The organism is Shewanella sp. T24-MNA-CIBAN-0130, assembly GCF_040310185.1.
Taxonomy (GTDB): Bacteria; Pseudomonadota; Gammaproteobacteria; order Enterobacterales; family Shewanellaceae; genus Shewanella; species Shewanella psychromarinicola.
Genome location: NZ_JBEOPP010000004.1, coordinates 12,865 through 31,178, shown reverse-complemented (window position 1 = coordinate 31,178; position 18,314 = coordinate 12,865). Strand labels below are relative to the sequence as shown.

Below are 18,314 nucleotides of genomic sequence, written 5' to 3'. Positions count from 1 at the left end.
TCGTCCTATGTTAGGGCGCACTCCCTTATAGTTTTTCAGCATTACCGGAGACAAAACTCATGACAAACATGAATGTGGATGCCACGCAGTTAACCACTAAACCATCTCAAGATGGTTTTAGCATGCCCGCCGAATGGGCGCCGCAGCAAGCTGTGTGGATGATTTGGCCATATCGTCCTGATAACTGGCGCTCTGCAGGGGCTTATGCTCAGGCAACCTTTGCTAAAGTGGCCGATGCCATTGGTGCTGCTACCCCTGTTTATATGGGGGTACCTAAGGAATTTTTGACTCAAGCCAAGACGGTTATGCCTTCCCACGTTACGTTGGTCGAAATAGATAGCAACGATTGCTGGGCTCGCGATACAGGGCCGACTGTAGTAGTGAATGCCAAAGGCGAATGCCGTGGTGTTGATTGGGGCTTTAATGCCTGGGGCGGTCATAACGGGGGGTTGTACTCTCCATGGGATAAGGACGAGCAAGTCGCACAACAGATGCTCACGCAGCATGGTTTTGAGCGTTATCAGGCTCAGTTGATCCTCGAAGGTGGCTCAATTCATGTCGATGGTGAAGGCACCTGCATGACGACGGCTGAATGTTTGCTTAACAGCAATCGCAACCCAGATCTTAATCGTGAACAAATAGAAGCATTACTGTGTGATTATTTAAATGTGCAGCAGTTTATCTGGTTGCCAGAAGGTGTGTACATGGATGAGACCGACGGACATATTGATAATATTTGCTGTTTTGCTCGCCCAGGCGAAGTGGTTTTACACTGGACTGATGATCAAACCGATCCGCAGTATCCTCGTTCAAAAGCCGCTTTGGATATTTTACAAAATACTGTGGATGCACAAGGCCGTAAATTAACAATCCATTTATTACCACAGCCAGGTCCTTTGTATTGCACAGCAGAGGAAGCGCAAGGCGTAACTGAGGGGACTGGTGTTCCACGCACGGCGGGTGAACGCTTAGCGGGTTCTTATGCGAACTTTTTAATTACCAACAATCGTATCGTTTTTCCACTACTCGACCCTGCAACTGACGATATCGCTGCACAAAAATTGCAGGAGATTTTCCCCGAGTATGAAATTGTCGGAGTACCTGCCCGCGAGATCTTATTAGGTGGTGGTAACATCCATTGCATCACCCAACAGATCCCCTCTGGACAGTAAGTAAAAACTAAGGAGAACACAATGACCATGTATGTCACTGTTGTTTTAACACAATTGGCTTTCAATAAGAGGTCGAAACATGTTCGAAGTCACTGAGGTTTCTATTGCCGAGCTGCGTACAGCGCTCGAATCCGGTCGCACCACAGCGGTTGAACTGGTGAAGTCTTATCTCGCACGGGTTGATGCTTACGACGGCCCAGCGACAGAGACCAAGCTGAATGCGCTGGTGGTTCACAATCCAGATGCGATCAAGGAAGCTGAGGCTTCTGATGCACGCCGAGCTCAATGTGAAACACTTAGCCCACTCGATGGTATTCCCTATACCACCAAGGACAGCTATCTTGTTAAGGGGCTCACTGCGGCTTCGGGCAGCCCAGCGTTTAAGGATTTGATTGCTCAATACGATGCCTTTGCCGTTGAACGTCTGCGCGAAGCGGGTGCCATTTGTTTAGGTAAAACCAACATGCCACCTATGGCCAATGGTGGTATGCAGCGTGGTCACTACGGTCGCGCCGAAAGCCCATACAATGCTAACTACCTTACAGCTCCCTTCGCCTCTGGTTCTTCCAATGGCGCGGGTACTGGGACCGCCGCAAGCTATTCTGCTTTCGGTCTAGCCGAAGAGACATGGTCGAGCGGTCGTGGACCTGCATCAAATAACGGTCTGTGCGCCTATACCCCGTCACGGGGGGTAATTTCTGTGCGCGGCAACTGGCCGTTGACACCGACCATGGATGTAGTGGTGCCTTATACCCGTACTATTGCCGACATGCTCGAAGTTCTTGACGTTATCGTGGCAGACGACCCTATCACCCGTGGCGACCTATGGCGTCTACAACCTTGGGTCGAGATCCCAAAAGCATCAACAGTTCGTCCAGACTCTTATCTGGATCTTGCCGCCCAAGCTGACACGCTTAAAGGCAAGCGTTTCGGGGTGCCACGCATGTTCATTAACAAGGATGAATTGGCTGGCACTAGCGAAAACCCCGGTATCGGAGGCCCGACCGGTCAGCGCATCAATACTCGATCATCGGTGATCGACCTCTGGGAAGCGGCACGCAAAGCACTGGAATCTGCCGGAGCCGAAGTGATTGAAGTGGACTTCCCGCTGGTTTCTAACTGTGAAGGTGACCGGCCTGGTGCGCCGACGGTATTTAACCGTGGCTTAGTCACACCTGAGTTTCTTGATGATGAGCTATGGGTACTATCGGGGTGGGCTTTAGATGAATTCTTGCGTGCCAACAATGACCCTAAACTGAACAAATTAGCTGACGTTAATGGGCATTTGATTTTCCCGCACGATCTTGGCACCTTGCCGAACCGTGAGGGCGATCTTGCTGCTGGCATGGATGAGTACGTCAATATGGCCAAAAGAGGTCTCAAGTCGTATAACCAAATCGACAGCATACCGGATGGTCTGCGCGGCTTAGAGAAGACTCGCAAGCTGGATCTGGAAGACTGGATGGACGAACTCAAACTCGATGCAGTGCTGTTTCCAACCATGGCTGACGTGGGTCCAGCAGATGCGCATGTTAATCCAGCCTCCGCCGACATCGCTTGGAGCAACGGTATTTGGGTCGCTAACGGCAACCTTGCTATTCGCCACTTAGGTGTACCAACGGTTACTGTGCCGATGGGGGCAATGGCCGATATTGGCATGCCTGTAGGGTTAACTTTCGCGGGCCGTGCTTATGACGACAACAACCTGCTGAGGTTTGCGGGTGCATTTGAGGCTACAGGCAGCAAGCGCCTGATCCCTACACGCACGCCAGCGCTTAGCAGATAAGCACCAAGAAGTGAAAAACGGGATTGGATCTTACACGCCAATTCCGTTGTTTTAACTCCAACGTAAATACTTGTTTAACTCATTTTTCCCATATCCATATCGGTTAGATGCCAATCGACCTGTACCGCGTAAGCTAGCCTGATTCTGATAGGCAGGATGCCTGAATGCCTTGAAGGACATGATCAATGATGTTGCCGACTTTCCAATATCCATATAGGTCAGATGTGCGAGAAAGGCCTGTCAGGCTCACGCATTCTGTTATAAAGAGTCTTCAACGTTCTTAAGTTCAGAGTTGAATCAATACCTTTTAAGACAGTATTACTAACTCATTTTTGCCCCAAAGTGTTTTTAAGCTATGGCCTGCGGCCACTAACGTCGTGGCGCTTCACCCACACCAGACCAAGAGGAAATCAACGGCTATTCCCTCTTGGAACTCCCAGCCGCCCCGCAACATTTTCTGAACAGCGAAAAGGTCGCCATGGGGATTGATCCAGCTTTTAACTTCATTTGAAGCCTGCTTCGGACTTATTCGAAAATGCTAACGCTTCCGATAGGCCATCCTTGGCCAACGAAAGCTAGCCTGACATCCATGTCAGGCTCACGCTATTTTCTTCAACGTCCTCAAGTTCAGAGTTGCATCACACCAATGCAGCAAGGTATGCAAATCATTTATGCCCCATTCCTTGCTAGGGATGCCAATTCGCCGATTTCAACTTACTGAATAATTTTCAGTCTATTCGGGTAATAAAGGTTTGCTCGTCATCCACAAAAGCTACAAAGCCGCCGTGATAGATAAATACTCGACCAAGCCCCTCAACTAAGCAGGCAAGCTGTGGGTTCAAATCTTCTTCGTTACCCTGTCTTTGATATGTGCCGATATCGGTGATTACGCCTCTGAGAGTAGGCAAATATCTATAAGTTCGCTTTGCTTGATCAACCAGGTTCAATTCGCTGGCGGTAGAGAAGCAAGAGGGTATCGTACCGGCTTCTTCGATAAACATAGTTTTCAGTTCTTCAAAAGCTGTGATCACTAGCCAGTCGATGCCGTTAACATGATGGATAAACATTGAGTTTCTCGGTAATTCTGATGCGGAGATTTTAACATTATCAAGGGCAGAACGTAGTAGAGATTTAGTAATTCTGTGCAATTTACGGTCATTCACTAGGTCACCTTGAAACACGTCTTTGCCCCAAAATAAGTCATCTAATTAGATTTGAGCTTTTCCTATTTAGCTTTCATCTATAGACAACTATGCGGCTAAATCGAAGAGAGTTAAATTACAGGTGTAGATGAGTCAGCGAGTATTCAAAACAGGGATGTTTTGGTTAAGCCCACAGGGATGCTGATTTTAAAATCAAGAGCTGGCGTCTCGCTTAATCATCTGCACTAAGGTCACTCTTTCATATCCCTGTGATCGCGACATTTACTACGTCCTGTAGCTCACATGCTGCAGGCAATAAGTTCAAATGAAGCGACGTTATAAATCAAGCTAAACCAATACCAAGTAAGCTGAGTTAATTAATACCTCAAACTCACTTTTGTCCAAAAGATATTTGGAAAGTATTATAAATAATTATTCGTTAGCTTTTATACCATGCTGTTTAAATATGATTACAATCCCGAAACCTTGGTACATGTATCAACGTTCTCTGGTGTGCAAAATGTGATAGGTGTGTAAATTATTCTGTCATATTTTTGTTCTGTTACAATTTTATACAGTGTCAAAATGGCTTGTCTTCCCATTTCATATGGGGCTTGACCAATATTGATATGAACAAGATTATCTTCCAACATAGTTAATTGTTCAGAGGATGTATTAGTAATAACAATGATGACCTCGTTGTTATTAATTTTTGCCTGATACGGGGCAATCATTTTACGGTAAAGTGCTTGGTCATTTTGCGGCCAACCACCAACAGCAATAAAAGAGTCTGCTTTTACAGGCCTACCTTTCATTACAGACTCCATTTGAATAACAGATTGAGCCAGTTGATCAAAATTAAAGAAAGGTTCTCTAACTTCAGTCCATCCCAAATCGTTATTAAGCAATTCTCCAGGAGGTACATCGTATTTTTTTCCCGATAATGCGGAACGGACCCCCATCAGTCTTAAATTCAGATTGGGAGAATCTCGTCGCCCAGATTGCATTATTAGCGTTCCCCCATTGGGCCGAAGTTTTTTTAACTCTTCACCTAATGACTTACCCAATTCAATATTGTCAGTGCCTATATAGGCTAGGCGTAAACTATTAGGGTCTTCGTTGATTGAAGCATCAATATCAGAGTCATAGGTAATAATCGGGATACCTGCTTCTTTAGCTCTCTTGAGGCTATTTTTAACGAGATATTTAGATTGTGTAACGGCTACAGCGATACCATCTATACCTTCATCAATCAGTTGATTTATTACCTGATCTTGCATCCTAACATTACTTATATCTGGTCCCCGATATATGCATTCAACGCCTTTTATTTGAGCCGCAGCATCTATACAGCCAGCTTTGCTTTGATCAAAAAAAACACTATTAAATTTAGGTACCACGGCAAGTTTTAATTCTTTTCCATAGACAGAAGATATGGGTATTAGACTAAAGGCAACAAACAATAAAAGTGATCTCCTCACACTCCCTCCTGAAATAAATCATAGTGCGACTCTGCTTACAATAAAACATATCAAAGAAATTCATTTAAAGATACGAGCTGAAACGGTATTACTGAACATATCAGTGTGAGCTAATCGATATTGTTGTGTTTTGAACTCCCCCATGCGTCAGGATCGCAACACCATACAAGTAACCAATGGGTTCTAATTTTAGAATGCCTGTCTTAATTTTATTGCTTGCTTGTTTTAGCTCATTCCAAGCATCAAGCGCTTTTACAGACATTCAAATGAAACTGGGTGGGGATATTAAGGCTGCGAGGACAAATACAGGCATTACGAGGTGATTTGTAAATAGATCGTAGGCTCAACAGCACCGTAATCTAAGTTAACCGTTTACCTTGAAAACGTTACATTATCACGGTCGTTTGATGGGTTTTACTGTAAATGTCACTTGTTGAGGCTTATCTTGTAAAGACCTCATAAATACAAGTTCCGAATCTGCTGGCGTAAATGTTTATCTATTTTTTCACAATCGTCTAGATGCTTAATTAACTGCATTACTGCGTCCACATAAATTTAGTGGGTCAGAGTAAACGTTCTTGTTGAAGATGATTCATTGCCCATTTTTAGGGGCGCATAACTGATTGCGATACTTTTCTTAATCATCTCTTACGAGCTAAAAACCAAATCATTAGTTCGTTTGTGTCCATAAATTCCTTGCTTGAAAATGGATAAATTCAACTTAGCATTTTCGAATAAGGCCGAAGCCGATTACAAACGAAGTCAAAAGCTAGATCGATCCCCATGGCGACTTTTCGCTGCTGTTATTTAAGTCATTAGGAAAAATGTTGCGAGGCGGCTGGGCCAATTCTTTTATAAAGAATAAAGAGGGAACTGCCGTTGGTTTCCTCTTGGTCTGGTGTGGGGGAAGCGCCACGACGTTGGTGGCCGCAGGCCATAAATGAATTAGCCCGTGCAGGGTGGAACCTTGCGAACTTAAGCGTTAGTGGCCGCAGGCCATAATATAATAAATTAAACGATTATTCGTTTAACACACCAACTAGGTTTATGATTGAATAGTCTCAATAATGAAGTGGATAAGGACTAACCATGATCATAGCTTGCCCCCATTGCGATACCTTAAATCGCGTCCCTGAAGATCGTCTTGAGCAACAACCAACCTGTGGTAAGTGCAAACAAAACCTTTTTGTTGGTGTGCCGATTGAGCTGACAGCCGCCAATTTTAGCCACCATGCTACCAAATCAGAACTACCACTGGTGGTCGACTTTTGGGCCAGTTGGTGCGGCCCTTGTAAAAACTTTGCGCCGGTATTTACCCAAGCCGCCAAAACATGGGAGCCTAAATTCCGTTTCGGAAAACTCAACACCGAAGAGCAACAAGCTTTAGCCGCGCAGTTTAATATCCGCTCGATCCCCACCCTGATGGTATTTAAACAAGGCAAAACAATCGCCCAACAATCAGGCGCTATGCCTGCATCATCATTCAACCAATGGCTCGAATCGCTGAAATAGATTTTGGACATTTGATCGGCCAGAACTCAAGTAATAACAAACGCGGCAATGACTCGCGTTTTTTTATGGCTAGTCTAAACGCAACTCAGCATTGAAATTACAAAGTCGTTCCGGGCTTACAAGCATTACTGGGATTTCGGTCGTTTTATCTGTGCAGTAGGGGATCTTGCGCTGTTATCTGCAGTGAGTTAAGCGCCTTGAGGATAGTGGCCGTTGGTCATAATCTAGATAATCTAATGCGTTATTTTGATGAGTGTATAAATTTTTATAGCAACATCAGTTATTCATGATAATTTATTATAAACTCAACATCATGATGGAATATGAATGCGTTATTTACTTGTCGCTTTACTGCTAGCGTTAATGGGATGTGCAGCTCAGCAAGAACCTTTCAGTGTGGCTATTGACCCACTATTACCTAGCACCATTCTTTATAACGGCGAAATTACACCTGAGAATGTCGCTTCATTTGAACAACTGATTACGAACAGTCCCACAAAAATAGAATCTCTGATCATCAATAGTGGTGGCGGCGATGTATTTGCCGGAATTCGATTTGGTGAGCTAGTATTTGAGTACAAGTTAAAGGTGGTGGTAGACAAGGCCTGTGCATCGTCTTGTGCTAATTACATTGTTACAGCCAGTGATGATGTCACGGTCAGAAATGGTGGACTATTAGGCTGGCATGGTGGTGCATTACAACCGATTTATGTCCCGATCACTTCTAACAAACAACGAGCCAACAAGATGTTGCGCAAAGAAGCAGATGACTTCTTAACTCAGTGGCAGCAAGCCGAGCATGACTTTTTTCAGATGGTGAAGGTTAACCAAGCGGTGACGATTTTAGGTATGGTGCCCGGATTGGAAGAGAAAAGAGATGCGCAGCTGTTTAGTTATGATCAACAAACCTTAAAGCAGTTAGGCTTACATATTACCTATGAAGGCGAGCAAGCTACGACTTCTCGCTTTGGTGAGTATATAGTGCAAATTTTTAGCGTATCGCCTGATGTGTTGGAAACCTTGTTAACTCAGCATAATAAGATATTACAGCAACACTAAATTGAGCCGTTTATCGCTTAGTCTCACTTAAGTAAATATCACAAAGGATTTGATAACCATGAAAAAAATAGTCGTCATCTGTTTACTTGGCTTGGCATTATTTGGTTTTTTAGATAAAAAGGTTCAAACCACTCAAATTGTAAAAAACGTTTACGCTGGATATGTCGTTGACAGTGATAATGCATTACAAAACGCCATTGAGAATAAACAAAGTAATGTTCAAGTTGGTGGTTCAGGTGAGGTAATAAAAATACTGGCCGACGATCTAAAAGGCAGTCGCCACCAACGGTTTATTTTGAAAATAGCCAGTGGCAGTACCTTACTCGTCGCCCATAATATTGATTTAGCCCCGCGCATAGACGGATTAACTGTCGGCGATACGGTCGAGTTCTTTGGCGTTTATGAATTCAATAATAAAGGCGGCGTCATCCATTGGACTCACCACGACCCACGCGGACAACACCAAAGCGGCTGGCTAAAACACAATGGCAACGTTTATAAATAAACAGCTATTAGGTTTAAAAGATTAAGGCTCAATTTACATTGAGCCTTAAGGGCGGCTTATAAGGTTTATCTGCCGCTGCATAAGTATTAAGTTGCGGATGGGCCTTTAGTTATTTCTGTTAGTCTTTATTACTTGTGTACTGATTTAATCGCATCTTTAACACTGCTATGTAAGCGTGAAAGCATTTTATTGAAAATGGCTCGTATAGTGGCAAAAGTTAAGTCAACTACGGTTGTTACGACTGCTCCTGCAAAAGACAACATATGACCGAGTAGGCCTCTGACATCGTCGGCGAAAGAACTTGCTGCAGCAGCAATTTTTTCAAGGGTTTTGGCGACAAGGTCATAGAATGTCAAACCGTAAGATGCCGTTGCTTGTGCTACAATTGCGCCATAATATCCAGCCTCTTTTAAGACCGTAATTAATGCTGCGCTGAGTTTGTCACTCCACTGGTCTGAATAGCTTGCTTGATTGCGGTTTTCATAACGTAATTTTACCGGTTTTAAATATTCGCTAGCTTTAACATGTAAATGGCCCCAATGCTCAGTGTTTGCAGAGACTAAATAACCTGGTTCGGCCCCAGCTTTAGGATCCATACCATGAGCACTAACCCTCAAACCTTGGCTGTTATCTAAGCGATATTCAACGCCTTGATAAGGCGCATGAATAAAAGGCCATAAAGGCACTTTAGGCACTACATCTGCGCCGTGGGTGCAGCGGTAAATTTGATTAAGTCTATGAGTGTTAGCCGTGGCAAAACCTTGTTGTCCAACTCTTGGAGAACCAAAAGTGTATAAATTAATATTTGAAGCGTAGTTATTAACAGATGCCCAGTCCGCAGCGAGTGAAGCTATTGCACCACCTAAACTGTGGCCGACAAAATGAATTGCTTTACCGGGATTTGAAGTACGCCACTTATCTAAAAAAGTCGCAAATTGCGGTCTTAATGAAGTAAAAGCATTATTAAAACCAGCGTGCACTATTTGGCTGCCATCACCGACACTTAAACCAATTTGAGCATTAGTAGACCAGTCCGCAGCAGAGCTAAATTCAGTACCGCGGATCGCTATGATAGCATCACCTTGGTATTGTCCTTTGCCTAACCCCATAGCCGCAAAACCTGACTGGCGATTGAAAATAAACCCGCCAGTTTTGCCTATACCGACATTGTTGAATGTAAAGTGTTTTTTAATGTATGGATTAGCAAAGTTGGGTGCCAAGTCTAAATCGATTACATCGTACACTTTAGCTGCCAGCTCGGAGGCTAATTTGGGGGTTAATTGAGTCATAAACATTCCTTGTTAACTATTATTGCTATTCACCGAATTTTTTTTGCTTCTCGATTTCTAATTTTTCCAGCTCAGGCCAGCTACAAATACTGAATACCTGATATCGCACAACTCCGCTGGGGAACTCTTCATCAATGATTTCTTGACTAATGGCTTCATTAGCTAGGTCACAATCTAATTGTGCTAATCGCTCGACTAGATAAGATATGTGTTTCTCGCCTCTAGTCACTGTTGACCACAAAAAAGTGTCTGTATAGTCTCCCTCTGCGACTTTAATTGCTTGCGCAACGCGCGTTTCAGCAAAAGGTTTATTAGGGTGATTTGTTCTATAAATGATTTCAGGAAAGCTAAATTTGCCTTCATCGTCAGTAGTGGTGTAATCCCACTCTATGTCTTCCATCACACCAGAGTATTTATACCCTCTTTTTAGCTTAATACCGGCTAAAGGCTTGCTGTCATGAGCTAAACTGCCCACCACCTCAGGAAACACCTCGACATCGACTTTTTTAAACATGCTAAACATTGATTCCTCCGAGAAGCAACTAACAGCGAAGATGATAGACAGGAATGCGACAATTCCAATATATGCTCTGTAGCCCATAGATGAAGCCACTCCCTGCTTTAATTTTTATATGGTTAATTTTTAACTAGGTATTGTAGAGCGATTCAGTAAGGGGATCTATTATCATAAGTGACTATTTTTTAAGGGGTAATGATTAGATGGGGTGTGTCGATTATTAGAATATATACGGATGAATTATTTAACGCCCTTATTAATCAAATTTTTTCCGTTTCTCGATTTCTAATTTTTCCAGATCAGGCCAGCGACAAATGCTCAATACTTGATAGCGCACTACACCACTAGGAAACGCTTCATCAATGATTTCATTCCTAATGGCTTCATTAGCTAGGTCACAATCTAATCGTGCTAATCGTTCAGCTAAATAAGATATATGTTTCTCGCCTGAAGATATGGATCCCCAAAGTATTACTTCAGAATACTCATCTTTAGCTGCTTTAATGATGTCTGACTCTTCATTTTCATCGACTTTAATCGTTTGAGATATACGAGTTCCAGCAAATGGTTTATTAGGGTGACTTGTTCTGTGAATAATTTCAGGAAAGCTAAATTTGCCTTCATCGTCAGTAGTGGTGTAGTCCCATTTTTTTTCTTCCATAACACCAGAGTATTGGTAACCTCTTTTTAGCTTAATATCGGCTAGAGGTTTACCCTGAAGGGTTAGGCTACCAATCACTTCAGGAAACACTTCGACATCGACTTTTTTAAACATGCGAAATATTGCTCCCTCCAAAAAGTAGTTGGCCGTAGTGACAGACAGAACGAGAAACAAACTAATATATGCTATGTAGCTCATTGATGAGGTAACGCCTTGTTTTGATGTTGATATGATTAACTTACTGAAGTCATTGTAGAGTGATTCTTCAAGGGTATATATTATTATAAAGGACTATTTTTTATGGTGTAATGATGAAAAGGGTATGTTCGATTGGGCCAATAGGTACACATTCGTTATTGCTTATTGACTAGATATCCCATCAGCAAAAATTCATCTAGATTGGCCAGTCTGAATATCATCCGTATTTTTCTCTTTTCTGTACTTCCAATAGTTGTAGTTCTGGCCAGCGGCAAATACTAAACACCTGTAGTCGTGAAACTCCATTGCTAATTTCTTCTTCTATTATCTCTTGTCTAATCTCTTCATTGGCGAGGTTGCAATGTAATTGCGCCAATCTTTCAGCTAATAGGGAAAGATGTTTTTCACCTTTAGTTACAGCAGACCAAAGAAAAGTGTCTGTATAAACTCCCTCTGCGACTTTAATTGCTTGCGCAACGCGCGTTTCAGCAAACGGTTTATTAGGGTGACTTGTTCTGTGAATGATTTCAGGAAAGCTAAATTTGCCTTCATCATCAGTAGTGGTGTAGTCCCACTCAATTTCTTCCATAACACCAGAGTATTGGTAACCTCTTTTTAGCTTAATATCGGCTAGAGGTTCTCCCTCATTGATTAGGCTACCAATCACTTCAGGAAACACTTCGACATCGACTTTTTTAAACATGCGAAATATTGCTCCCTCCAAAAAGTAGTTGGCCGAAGTGACAGACAGAACGAGAAACAAACTAATATATGCTATGTAGCTCATTGATGAGGTAACGCCTTGTTTTGATGTTGATATGATTAACTTACTGAAGTTATTGTAGAGTGATTTGTTAAGAGGGTCTATCATCATAAATAGCTACTTTAAAGGTGTAATGATGAAAAGTGTATGTTTGATTGAGGTGTTCTGGTCTGGTCTAATTTCATCATCCAACCAATGGGTAGAGTCGTTGAAGTAAGTGTTTTTTGCGTATGGATTCAATATTGTTGGTTCTAGAGGCAAAGATAAAACTATCACAATTAATGTTTTTAGTGCCTTTTTGACACTCTTTAGGGCTATAGATAAAGAGTTTTTTTTGGCTAAAATTAGGCTGTTAATGAGTATTAAAAGCACTATGTTACGTCTCTTTTTAACCATGAATCTGTAGCTTTTATTTTTTATCTATATCAATGAGTTGGCGGAGAGGGTGTTAAATAGTATTCTTGATAAATATCGTTACCTTTTATTGCTTACGGTTTCATTATTTCTATTTGTGATTATTTTTTTTTCATATGCTTACCCCGAAGGAGATGATGCAGTGTTTGGATTTTTGAAGCGATATGAAGTTGAATTATCGGCTCCTGTACAAGGGCGAATCACCAATAATGGCATTCCAATTTCGGGGGCGGAAGTTGTTAGAGAACTGTCATATGGTGGTTATGACAAGGGTGACCCTATTATTGACTATGCATTAACCGATACAAATGGTGAGTTTTCATTTAAAGAAGTTAAAGTTAAGTCAAATGCCCCCGGTAATATTTTTGGGCAAGATGCACGTCTTAGGCAGGAAATTTATATTAAGAAAGAACCTGATGAGATAAAAGATGGTGAAGATAAGTATTACTGGCTTTGGTTGATCAGTAAGAATTGGATTTCTGTTCCTTATTTAAACAAATTTTTGCTGCAGTTAAATGCAGACTTACAAAATAAAGAATTACAATATGAAGTTGATTTAACGCAGTTTGGTTTAATACGTGATCATCCTATAATTTCAATATGTTACTGGGAAGATGAATTAATTACGACTTATTACGGTGAATCTATGGATGTTGTTACAAATTTTAATGATTTAAAAAATTAATTAGATAAAAAATATTTAAAAGTTTATTTTAAGGATGAAATAATGAGTGTTATATCCCCTAATGTTGCAGCTAGAATCGCATTGCTATCTTACCAAATTGAAAAAAAACCCAAAAGATTACCTATCCATAATAAGGTAAAACAACACTTTAAGTTCAACGCAGAAGATGTCCAACAGGGGACTTCTGGTGGTTTCTTTTGGTGCGAAACGACAGGCTTTTTGCTCATTGGCCAAGGACATAGTCAGCAACATAAGGGCGATCACGTGATTGCAATACGGGGTACAAATACTTTAGCTGATGCGGTAACCGATATTACTGCTCATTCAAAAAGTAATGATGCGGGTAGCTTAGTTCATACAGGTTTTCAAACAACATTTGAATCTTTTAGAGATGGGTTAGCTGACTATTTAGATAAACCTGAAGTGTTAAAGAGTACAGGTATTATCCATTGTGTTGGTCATAGTTTAGGTGGTGCATTAGCGACTTTAGTTGCAAATTGGGTTAAAGCTAAATATAACAAAACAGTTTACTTATAAACCTTTCGACCTATATCCAAACGAAGTTTGGACATAAAAAAGAGTAACCGCGATTACTCAAGGTTACTCTTTATTCGGGAGCACTCTCTACTCTGGGTCACTCTCTGCTCAGGATCACTCTCTATTCTGGGTCATAGTCCAATATCGGTGACAACCATCGCTCTGTCTCTGCTAAGGTCATGCCCTTACGTTTAGCATAATCTTCAACTTGATCTTTACCAATATTGGTCACGCCAAAATAGCGTGATTTTGGGTGGGCAAAGTACCAGCCAGACACTGCAGCGGTTGGGTACATGGCGAAGCTTTCGGTAATGTTTAAATCAATCGTTTCATCGGGTTTGAGTAAATCCCACAACAAACCTTTTTCAGTATGATCCGGACACGCTGGGTAACCTGGTGCTGGACGAATACCTTTATAACGTTCGCGAATTAACGCTTCGTTATCGAGTATTTCATCGGCGGCATACCCCCAAAACTCTTTACGGACGCGCTCGTGCATACGCTCGGCCAAGGCTTCGGCTAAACGGTCGGCTAAACATTTGAGCATAATCGCATTGTAGTCATCATGGTTGGCTTCAAAACGGGCTACATGTTGATCAATACCGTGACCTGTTGTCACCGCAAACCCGCCCATGTAATCGGCAACGCCGCTGTCTTTAGGGGCAACAAAGTCTGATAAACAGAAGTTGTCGTTACCCACGCGTTCAAGTTGCATGCGCAGATGATGGGTGGTCATTTCTAATGTGCTGCGGCTTTCATCAGTGTAAAGTTCAATGTCGTCGTGATTAACGGTATTGGCTGGGAATAAACCGATGACGGCTTTGGCGGTAAGCCACTTTTCAGCAATAATTTGCTTCAGCATGGCTTGGCCATCGGCGAATAATTTAACCGCTTCTTCACCGACCACTTTGTCTTTTAAAATTTCAGGGTAATGACCGTGCAGTTCCCAGCTTCTAAAGAACGGTGTCCAGTCAATACGTTCAACTAAATCATCTAGCGGGTAGTCATCAAATACTTGGCGACCTAACACGTTAGGCGTAAATGGGCGGTAGTTTTCCCAGTCATGTTGGCAACGGTTTTCACGCGCCGCTTCAATCGACACTAAGGTTTTACGCTTGGTTTGCGATAAGCGTTTTTCACGCATCATGTCGTATTCAGCATAGGCTTCGTCGATGGTGGCTTGGCGGGTGGTATTGTTAATCAGTTTCGACACCATAGGCACGGCGCGGGATGCATCGGCAATATAAATGGCGCCGTGTGGATAATGCGGCGCTATTTTCACAGCCGTATGAATTTTAGAGCAAGTCGCCCCGCCGATAATGGCCGGAATGGTTAAGCCTTCACGGTGGAAGGTTTTCACGTTGTGGACCATTTCATCAAGGCTTGGGGTAATGAGCCCTGACATGCCGATGATGTCGATATTATGCTCTTTAACGGCATCGAGAATTTTATCAACCGATACCATCACCCCAAGATCGACCACTTCGTAGCCGTTACAAGCGAGCACGACGCCGACGATATTTTTACCGATGTCGTGCACATCACCTTTTACGGTGACCATTAAAATTCGTCCGTTTGACTGACCCGCAACCTTCTCTAGTTCGATATAAGGATTAAGGTAAGCAACGGCTTTTTTCATCACTCGAGCCGATTTAACCACTTGCGGTAAGAACATTTTGCCCGCGCCAAATAAGTCACCGACTACGTTCATGCCGTCCATTAATGCCCCTTCTATCACATCAAGTGGGCGGGTGGCTTCTTGGCGTGCAGCCTCGGTGTCTTGGTCAATAAATTCAGTAATGCCTTTGACCAAGGCGTGCGACAACCGCTTGGACACCGGCCAGCTACGCCAGGCTAAATCTTCTTTTTTGGCCACTTGGGAGCCATCGCCGCGAAAGGTTTCGGCGATGTCGAGTAGCTGTTCGGTGTTGCTTGAGTCGGCAACCGGGCAAGGTAAGTTTTGTACTACGTTTTCAACCCGTTTTTTAAGCTCGGGATCTATATCATCGTATATGGTTAACTGACCCGCGTTGACAATGCCCATGTCCATGCCGGCTTGAATAGCATGGTATAAAAATACCGCATGAATCGCTTCACGTACTGGGTTGTTACCCCTAAACGAGAATGACACGTTAGACACACCACCGGAGATCATTGCATGTGGCAAGGTGGTTTTGATGTCTTTAATGGCTTCGATAAAGTCGACAGCATAGTTGTCGTGTTCATCAATACCGGTGGCAATGGCGAAGATGTTGGGGTCGAAAATAATATCTTCTGGTGGAAAGCCGACCACATCAACCAAAATACGGTAAGCACGGGTACAGATTTGGGTTTTACGTTCACGCGTGTCGGCTTGGCCGTCTTCGTCAAAGGCCATTATAATGGCGGCGGCGCCATAGCGTTTCACTAAGGTGGCTTGCTCGATAAATTTGGCTTCACCTTCTTTCATCGAAATCGAGTTAACAATGGACTTGCCTTGGACGCATTTAAGGCCCGCTTCAATCACTTCCCATTTAGACGAGTCGATCATGATCGGCACGCGGGAGATATCTGGCTCAGAGGCAATTAAGTTTAAAAACTTCGCCATGGAAGCCACGCCATCGAGCATGCCTTCGTCCATGTTGACGTCGATAATTTGGGCGCCGTTTTCGACTTGCTCGCGCACCACATCGAGGGCTTCTTCAAACTTTTCTTGCTTAATTAAGCGTAAAAACTTGGCTGAGCCTGTCACGTTGGCGCGCTCGCCGACGTTGACGAATAGCGAGTTTTTATCGATGGTCAGTGGCTCTAACCCCGACAACCGACACGCCACAGGAATGTCTGGAATGTGTCTTGGTTCATGTCTGAGTACTGCTTCACGAATGGCATTAATGTGGGCGGGGGTGCTACCGCAACAACCGCCGACAATATTGAGCATGCCTTCTTGGGCCCATTGGTTGATGACTTCAGCCATCTCTTCTGGGGTTTCATCGTAGCCGCCAAACTCGTTGGGTAAGCCCGCATTTGGATGGGCGGAAACATAACACTCGGCAATACGTGACAATTCTTCAACGTAAGGACGCAGCTCTTTTGGCCCAAGGGCGCAGTTAAGGCCAATGGATAACGGCTTAATGTGGCGCAGTGAGTTATAAAACGCTTCGGTAGTTTGGCCGGTTAAGGTGCGGCCCGATGCGTCGGTGATGGTGCCGGAGATCATAACGGGTAAGCGATCGCCAAGTTGATCAAATACTTTTTCAATCGCAAATAGGGCGGCTTTGGCGTTTAAGGTATCAAAAATGGTTTCAACCATAATGATATCGGCGCCGCCTTCGATTAAGGCGCTGGTCGATTCGACATAGGCTTCGACGAGTTGATCAAAGCTGACATTACGAAACCCTGGGTCGTTCACGTCTGGGCTGATAGAACAGGTGCGGTTAGTTGGCCCTAATACGCCGGCAACGTAACGTGGCAAGCCTGTTTGCGCAGCTACTTCGTCGGCAGCTTGGCGGGCAATTCTGGCACCGGCTAAGTTAATTTCGGCGGCCAGTGACTGCATGTCGTAGTCGGCCATAGCAATGGTGGTAGCGTTAAAGGTATTGGTTTCAATAATGTCGGCACCGTTCAATAGGTACTGAGTATGAATATCTTTAATGATTTGCGCTTGGCTGAGTACTAATAAGTCATTGTTGCCTTTAACATCGCAATGCCAATCTTTAAAGCGCTCACCACGATAATCTTCTTCTTCCAACTTATGGTCTTGGATCATGGTGCCCATGGCGCCATCTAAAATCACAATTCGCTGCGCTAACAATGCATTAAGTTGTTCAAGTGTTTGACTGTAAGAAGTCGATTTAGCCATAACAGTTACCTTTTTATCACTATGTTGCTTGATACCTTGATTGAGATAAGCATACCCTTATTTTTACAATAATAGGGCGATAACATCATTTCTGTGTACAACTGTTGATTACAATTGCTGCTTACAATGCGCATCTTCTAAATGATTACCTTTTAAGATAGCCTTTTGGACATATAAACGTATAGACGTCTATACTACGCGAGTTTTCACCGCCAGAGCAAGGCTGATTTAACTTCTACTTGGGTTAAGCGATGGGGGACGTCAGTTAGCCGCAGAAATGTTCAACCAATCAACATAATAGTAGGTGTTTTTTATTGATCTAAGCCTATGTTTAATAGAAATTTATTATCAATATATGTTTATTATCTTATTCGATTGCTTCAGGCTGCTTGTCGTCAAACAGGTTGAGGATGACAAGCCCAATGAGGCCGAACACTTGAGCATCCAAATGACAACATACTATGGCTTTAAAACCGAGTTGAGTTATAGGGCGTAACTCAAGCTGTTTCAGCAACATATTGCCAATTTTTATCACAAGCTTGGAAAGCGGCAAAGTCTACGATGTAGCCAATATTGCAGCATAGGGAGAAACGTTTAATGACAGATACCGTCTTCTGCCAGAAGGCACTAGATAAAAAACTGAGATAAAAACCCTACATGGTTATACAAAGGTTCTAAAGCATTAACCAAATCACCTCCCCGCTAAACATAAAGGGTTATACTCATGCTGTTATAGTTTTTTATTCATATTTAAC

At 43.0% G+C, this 18,314-nt stretch carries 14 protein-coding genes; 7 read left to right on the top strand and 7 right to left on the bottom strand.

The window, feature by feature from the left end; all coding sequences use genetic code 11:
• The first annotated feature begins 59 nt into the window (after nt 1–59).
• Together aguA and AAEZ02_RS02630 are read left to right on the top strand one after the other, a co-directional pair.
• On the top strand, nt 60–1,172 hold the full coding sequence (aguA, locus tag AAEZ02_RS02635; RefSeq protein WP_124013670.1) for an agmatine deiminase: 1,113 nt from the start codon (nt 60–62) through the stop codon (nt 1,170–1,172).
• 79 nt (nt 1,173–1,251) lie between these two features.
• Nucleotides 1,252–2,958: an amidase gene (locus AAEZ02_RS02630; protein WP_351121788.1), complete on the top strand. Its 1,707-nt coding sequence runs from the start codon at nt 1,252–1,254 to the stop codon at nt 2,956–2,958.
• Between the two features lie 728 nt (nt 2,959–3,686).
• Here the strand turns inward: AAEZ02_RS02630 and AAEZ02_RS02625 are convergent.
• Nucleotides 3,687–4,025 carry a cytosolic protein gene (locus AAEZ02_RS02625; protein ID WP_124013705.1) on the bottom strand — a complete coding sequence of 113 codons (339 nt, stop codon included), beginning with the start codon at nt 4,023–4,025 and terminating at the stop codon, nt 3,687–3,689.
• Between the two features lie 545 nt (nt 4,026–4,570).
• Complete coding sequence (locus AAEZ02_RS02620; RefSeq protein WP_124013672.1) at nt 4,571–5,581, bottom strand: substrate-binding domain-containing protein; 1,011 nt, start codon at nt 5,579–5,581, stop codon at nt 4,571–4,573.
• 1,089 nt (nt 5,582–6,670) lie between these two features.
• Here AAEZ02_RS02620 and trxC point away from each other — a divergent pair.
• The 3 genes from trxC to AAEZ02_RS02605 all read left to right on the top strand — a co-directional run bounded on the left by trxC (nt 6,671) and on the right by AAEZ02_RS02605 (nt 8,657).
• On the top strand, nt 6,671–7,093 hold the full coding sequence (gene trxC, locus AAEZ02_RS02615) for a thioredoxin TrxC (RefSeq protein WP_124013673.1): 423 nt from the start codon (nt 6,671–6,673) through the stop codon (nt 7,091–7,093).
• 327 nt (nt 7,094–7,420) lie between these two features.
• A complete protein-coding gene (locus AAEZ02_RS02610) occupies nt 7,421–8,152 on the top strand; it encodes a Clp protease/crotonase-like domain-containing protein (protein WP_124013674.1) in 732 nt (243 codons plus the stop codon).
• Between the two features lie 58 nt (nt 8,153–8,210).
• Nucleotides 8,211–8,657 carry a DUF3465 domain-containing protein gene (locus AAEZ02_RS02605; protein ID WP_124013675.1) on the top strand — a complete coding sequence of 149 codons (447 nt, stop codon included), beginning with the start codon at nt 8,211–8,213 and terminating at the stop codon, nt 8,655–8,657.
• A 128-nt stretch (nt 8,658–8,785) separates the two neighbouring features.
• Here AAEZ02_RS02605 and AAEZ02_RS02600 read toward each other — a convergent pair whose 3' ends face one another.
• From AAEZ02_RS02600 to AAEZ02_RS02585, 4 genes are all read right to left on the bottom strand, one after another.
• Nucleotides 8,786–9,946, bottom strand: a complete 1,161-nt coding sequence (locus AAEZ02_RS02600) for a lipase family protein (protein ID WP_124013676.1) — start codon at nt 9,944–9,946, stop codon at nt 8,786–8,788.
• A 25-nt stretch (nt 9,947–9,971) separates the two neighbouring features.
• Nucleotides 9,972–10,469, bottom strand: coding sequence for a DUF6795 domain-containing protein (locus tag AAEZ02_RS02595; protein WP_124013677.1), 498 nt, complete (start codon nt 10,467–10,469; stop codon nt 9,972–9,974).
• 250 nt (nt 10,470–10,719) lie between these two features.
• Complete coding sequence (locus AAEZ02_RS02590; protein WP_124013678.1) at nt 10,720–11,238, bottom strand: DUF6795 domain-containing protein; 519 nt, start codon at nt 11,236–11,238, stop codon at nt 10,720–10,722.
• 301 nt (nt 11,239–11,539) lie between these two features.
• Nucleotides 11,540–12,025 carry a DUF6795 domain-containing protein gene (locus AAEZ02_RS02585; protein ID WP_351121784.1) on the bottom strand — a complete coding sequence of 162 codons (486 nt, stop codon included), beginning with the start codon at nt 12,023–12,025 and terminating at the stop codon, nt 11,540–11,542.
• 505 nt (nt 12,026–12,530) lie between these two features.
• Between AAEZ02_RS02585 and AAEZ02_RS02580 the strand changes: the two genes are divergently transcribed.
• Together AAEZ02_RS02580 and AAEZ02_RS02575 are read left to right on the top strand one after the other, a co-directional pair.
• Nucleotides 12,531–13,184: a DUF6795 domain-containing protein gene (locus AAEZ02_RS02580; RefSeq protein WP_351121781.1), complete on the top strand. Its 654-nt coding sequence runs from the start codon at nt 12,531–12,533 to the stop codon at nt 13,182–13,184.
• 42 nt (nt 13,185–13,226) lie between these two features.
• Entirely contained in the window at nt 13,227–13,721 is a 495-nt protein-coding gene (locus tag AAEZ02_RS02575; protein ID WP_351089178.1) for a lipase family protein, read from the top strand.
• Nucleotides 13,722–13,842: 121 nt separating this feature from the next.
• Here the strand turns inward: AAEZ02_RS02575 and metH are convergent, their stop codons facing one another.
• On the bottom strand, nt 13,843–17,559 hold the full coding sequence (gene metH / locus AAEZ02_RS02570; protein ID WP_351121778.1) for a methionine synthase: 3,717 nt from the start codon (nt 17,557–17,559) through the stop codon (nt 13,843–13,845).
• Between the last annotated feature and the right edge of the window lie 755 nt (nt 17,560–18,314).

Excerpts from the sequence above, each read along its gene's own strand:
- metH (WP_351121778.1), bottom strand. The coding sequence starts at position 17,559 with ATGGCTAAATCGACTTCTTACAGTCAAACACTTGAACAACTTAATGCA.
- AAEZ02_RS02610 (WP_124013674.1), top strand. The coding sequence starts at position 7,421 with ATGCGTTATTTACTTGTCGCTTTACTGCTAGCGTTAATGGGATGTGCA.
- AAEZ02_RS02590 (WP_124013678.1), bottom strand. The coding sequence starts at position 11,238 with ATGTTTAAAAAAGTCGATGTCGAAGTGTTTCCTGAAGTGATTGGTAGC.
- AAEZ02_RS02605 (WP_124013675.1), top strand. The coding sequence starts at position 8,211 with ATGAAAAAAATAGTCGTCATCTGTTTACTTGGCTTGGCATTATTTGGT.
- aguA (WP_124013670.1), top strand. The coding sequence starts at position 60 with ATGACAAACATGAATGTGGATGCCACGCAGTTAACCACTAAACCATCT.
- AAEZ02_RS02595 (WP_124013677.1), bottom strand. The coding sequence starts at position 10,469 with ATGTTTAGCATGTTTAAAAAAGTCGATGTCGAGGTGTTTCCTGAGGTG.
- AAEZ02_RS02585 (WP_351121784.1), bottom strand. The coding sequence starts at position 12,025 with ATGTTTAAAAAAGTCGATGTCGAAGTGTTTCCTGAAGTGATTGGTAGC.
- AAEZ02_RS02575 (WP_351089178.1), top strand. The coding sequence starts at position 13,227 with ATGAGTGTTATATCCCCTAATGTTGCAGCTAGAATCGCATTGCTATCT.
- AAEZ02_RS02600 (WP_124013676.1), bottom strand. The coding sequence starts at position 9,946 with ATGACTCAATTAACCCCCAAATTAGCCTCCGAGCTGGCAGCTAAAGTG.
- AAEZ02_RS02630 (WP_351121788.1), top strand. The coding sequence starts at position 1,252 with ATGTTCGAAGTCACTGAGGTTTCTATTGCCGAGCTGCGTACAGCGCTC.
- AAEZ02_RS02625 (WP_124013705.1), bottom strand. The coding sequence starts at position 4,025 with ATGTTTATCCATCATGTTAACGGCATCGACTGGCTAGTGATCACAGCT.
- trxC (WP_124013673.1), top strand. The coding sequence starts at position 6,671 with ATGATCATAGCTTGCCCCCATTGCGATACCTTAAATCGCGTCCCTGAA.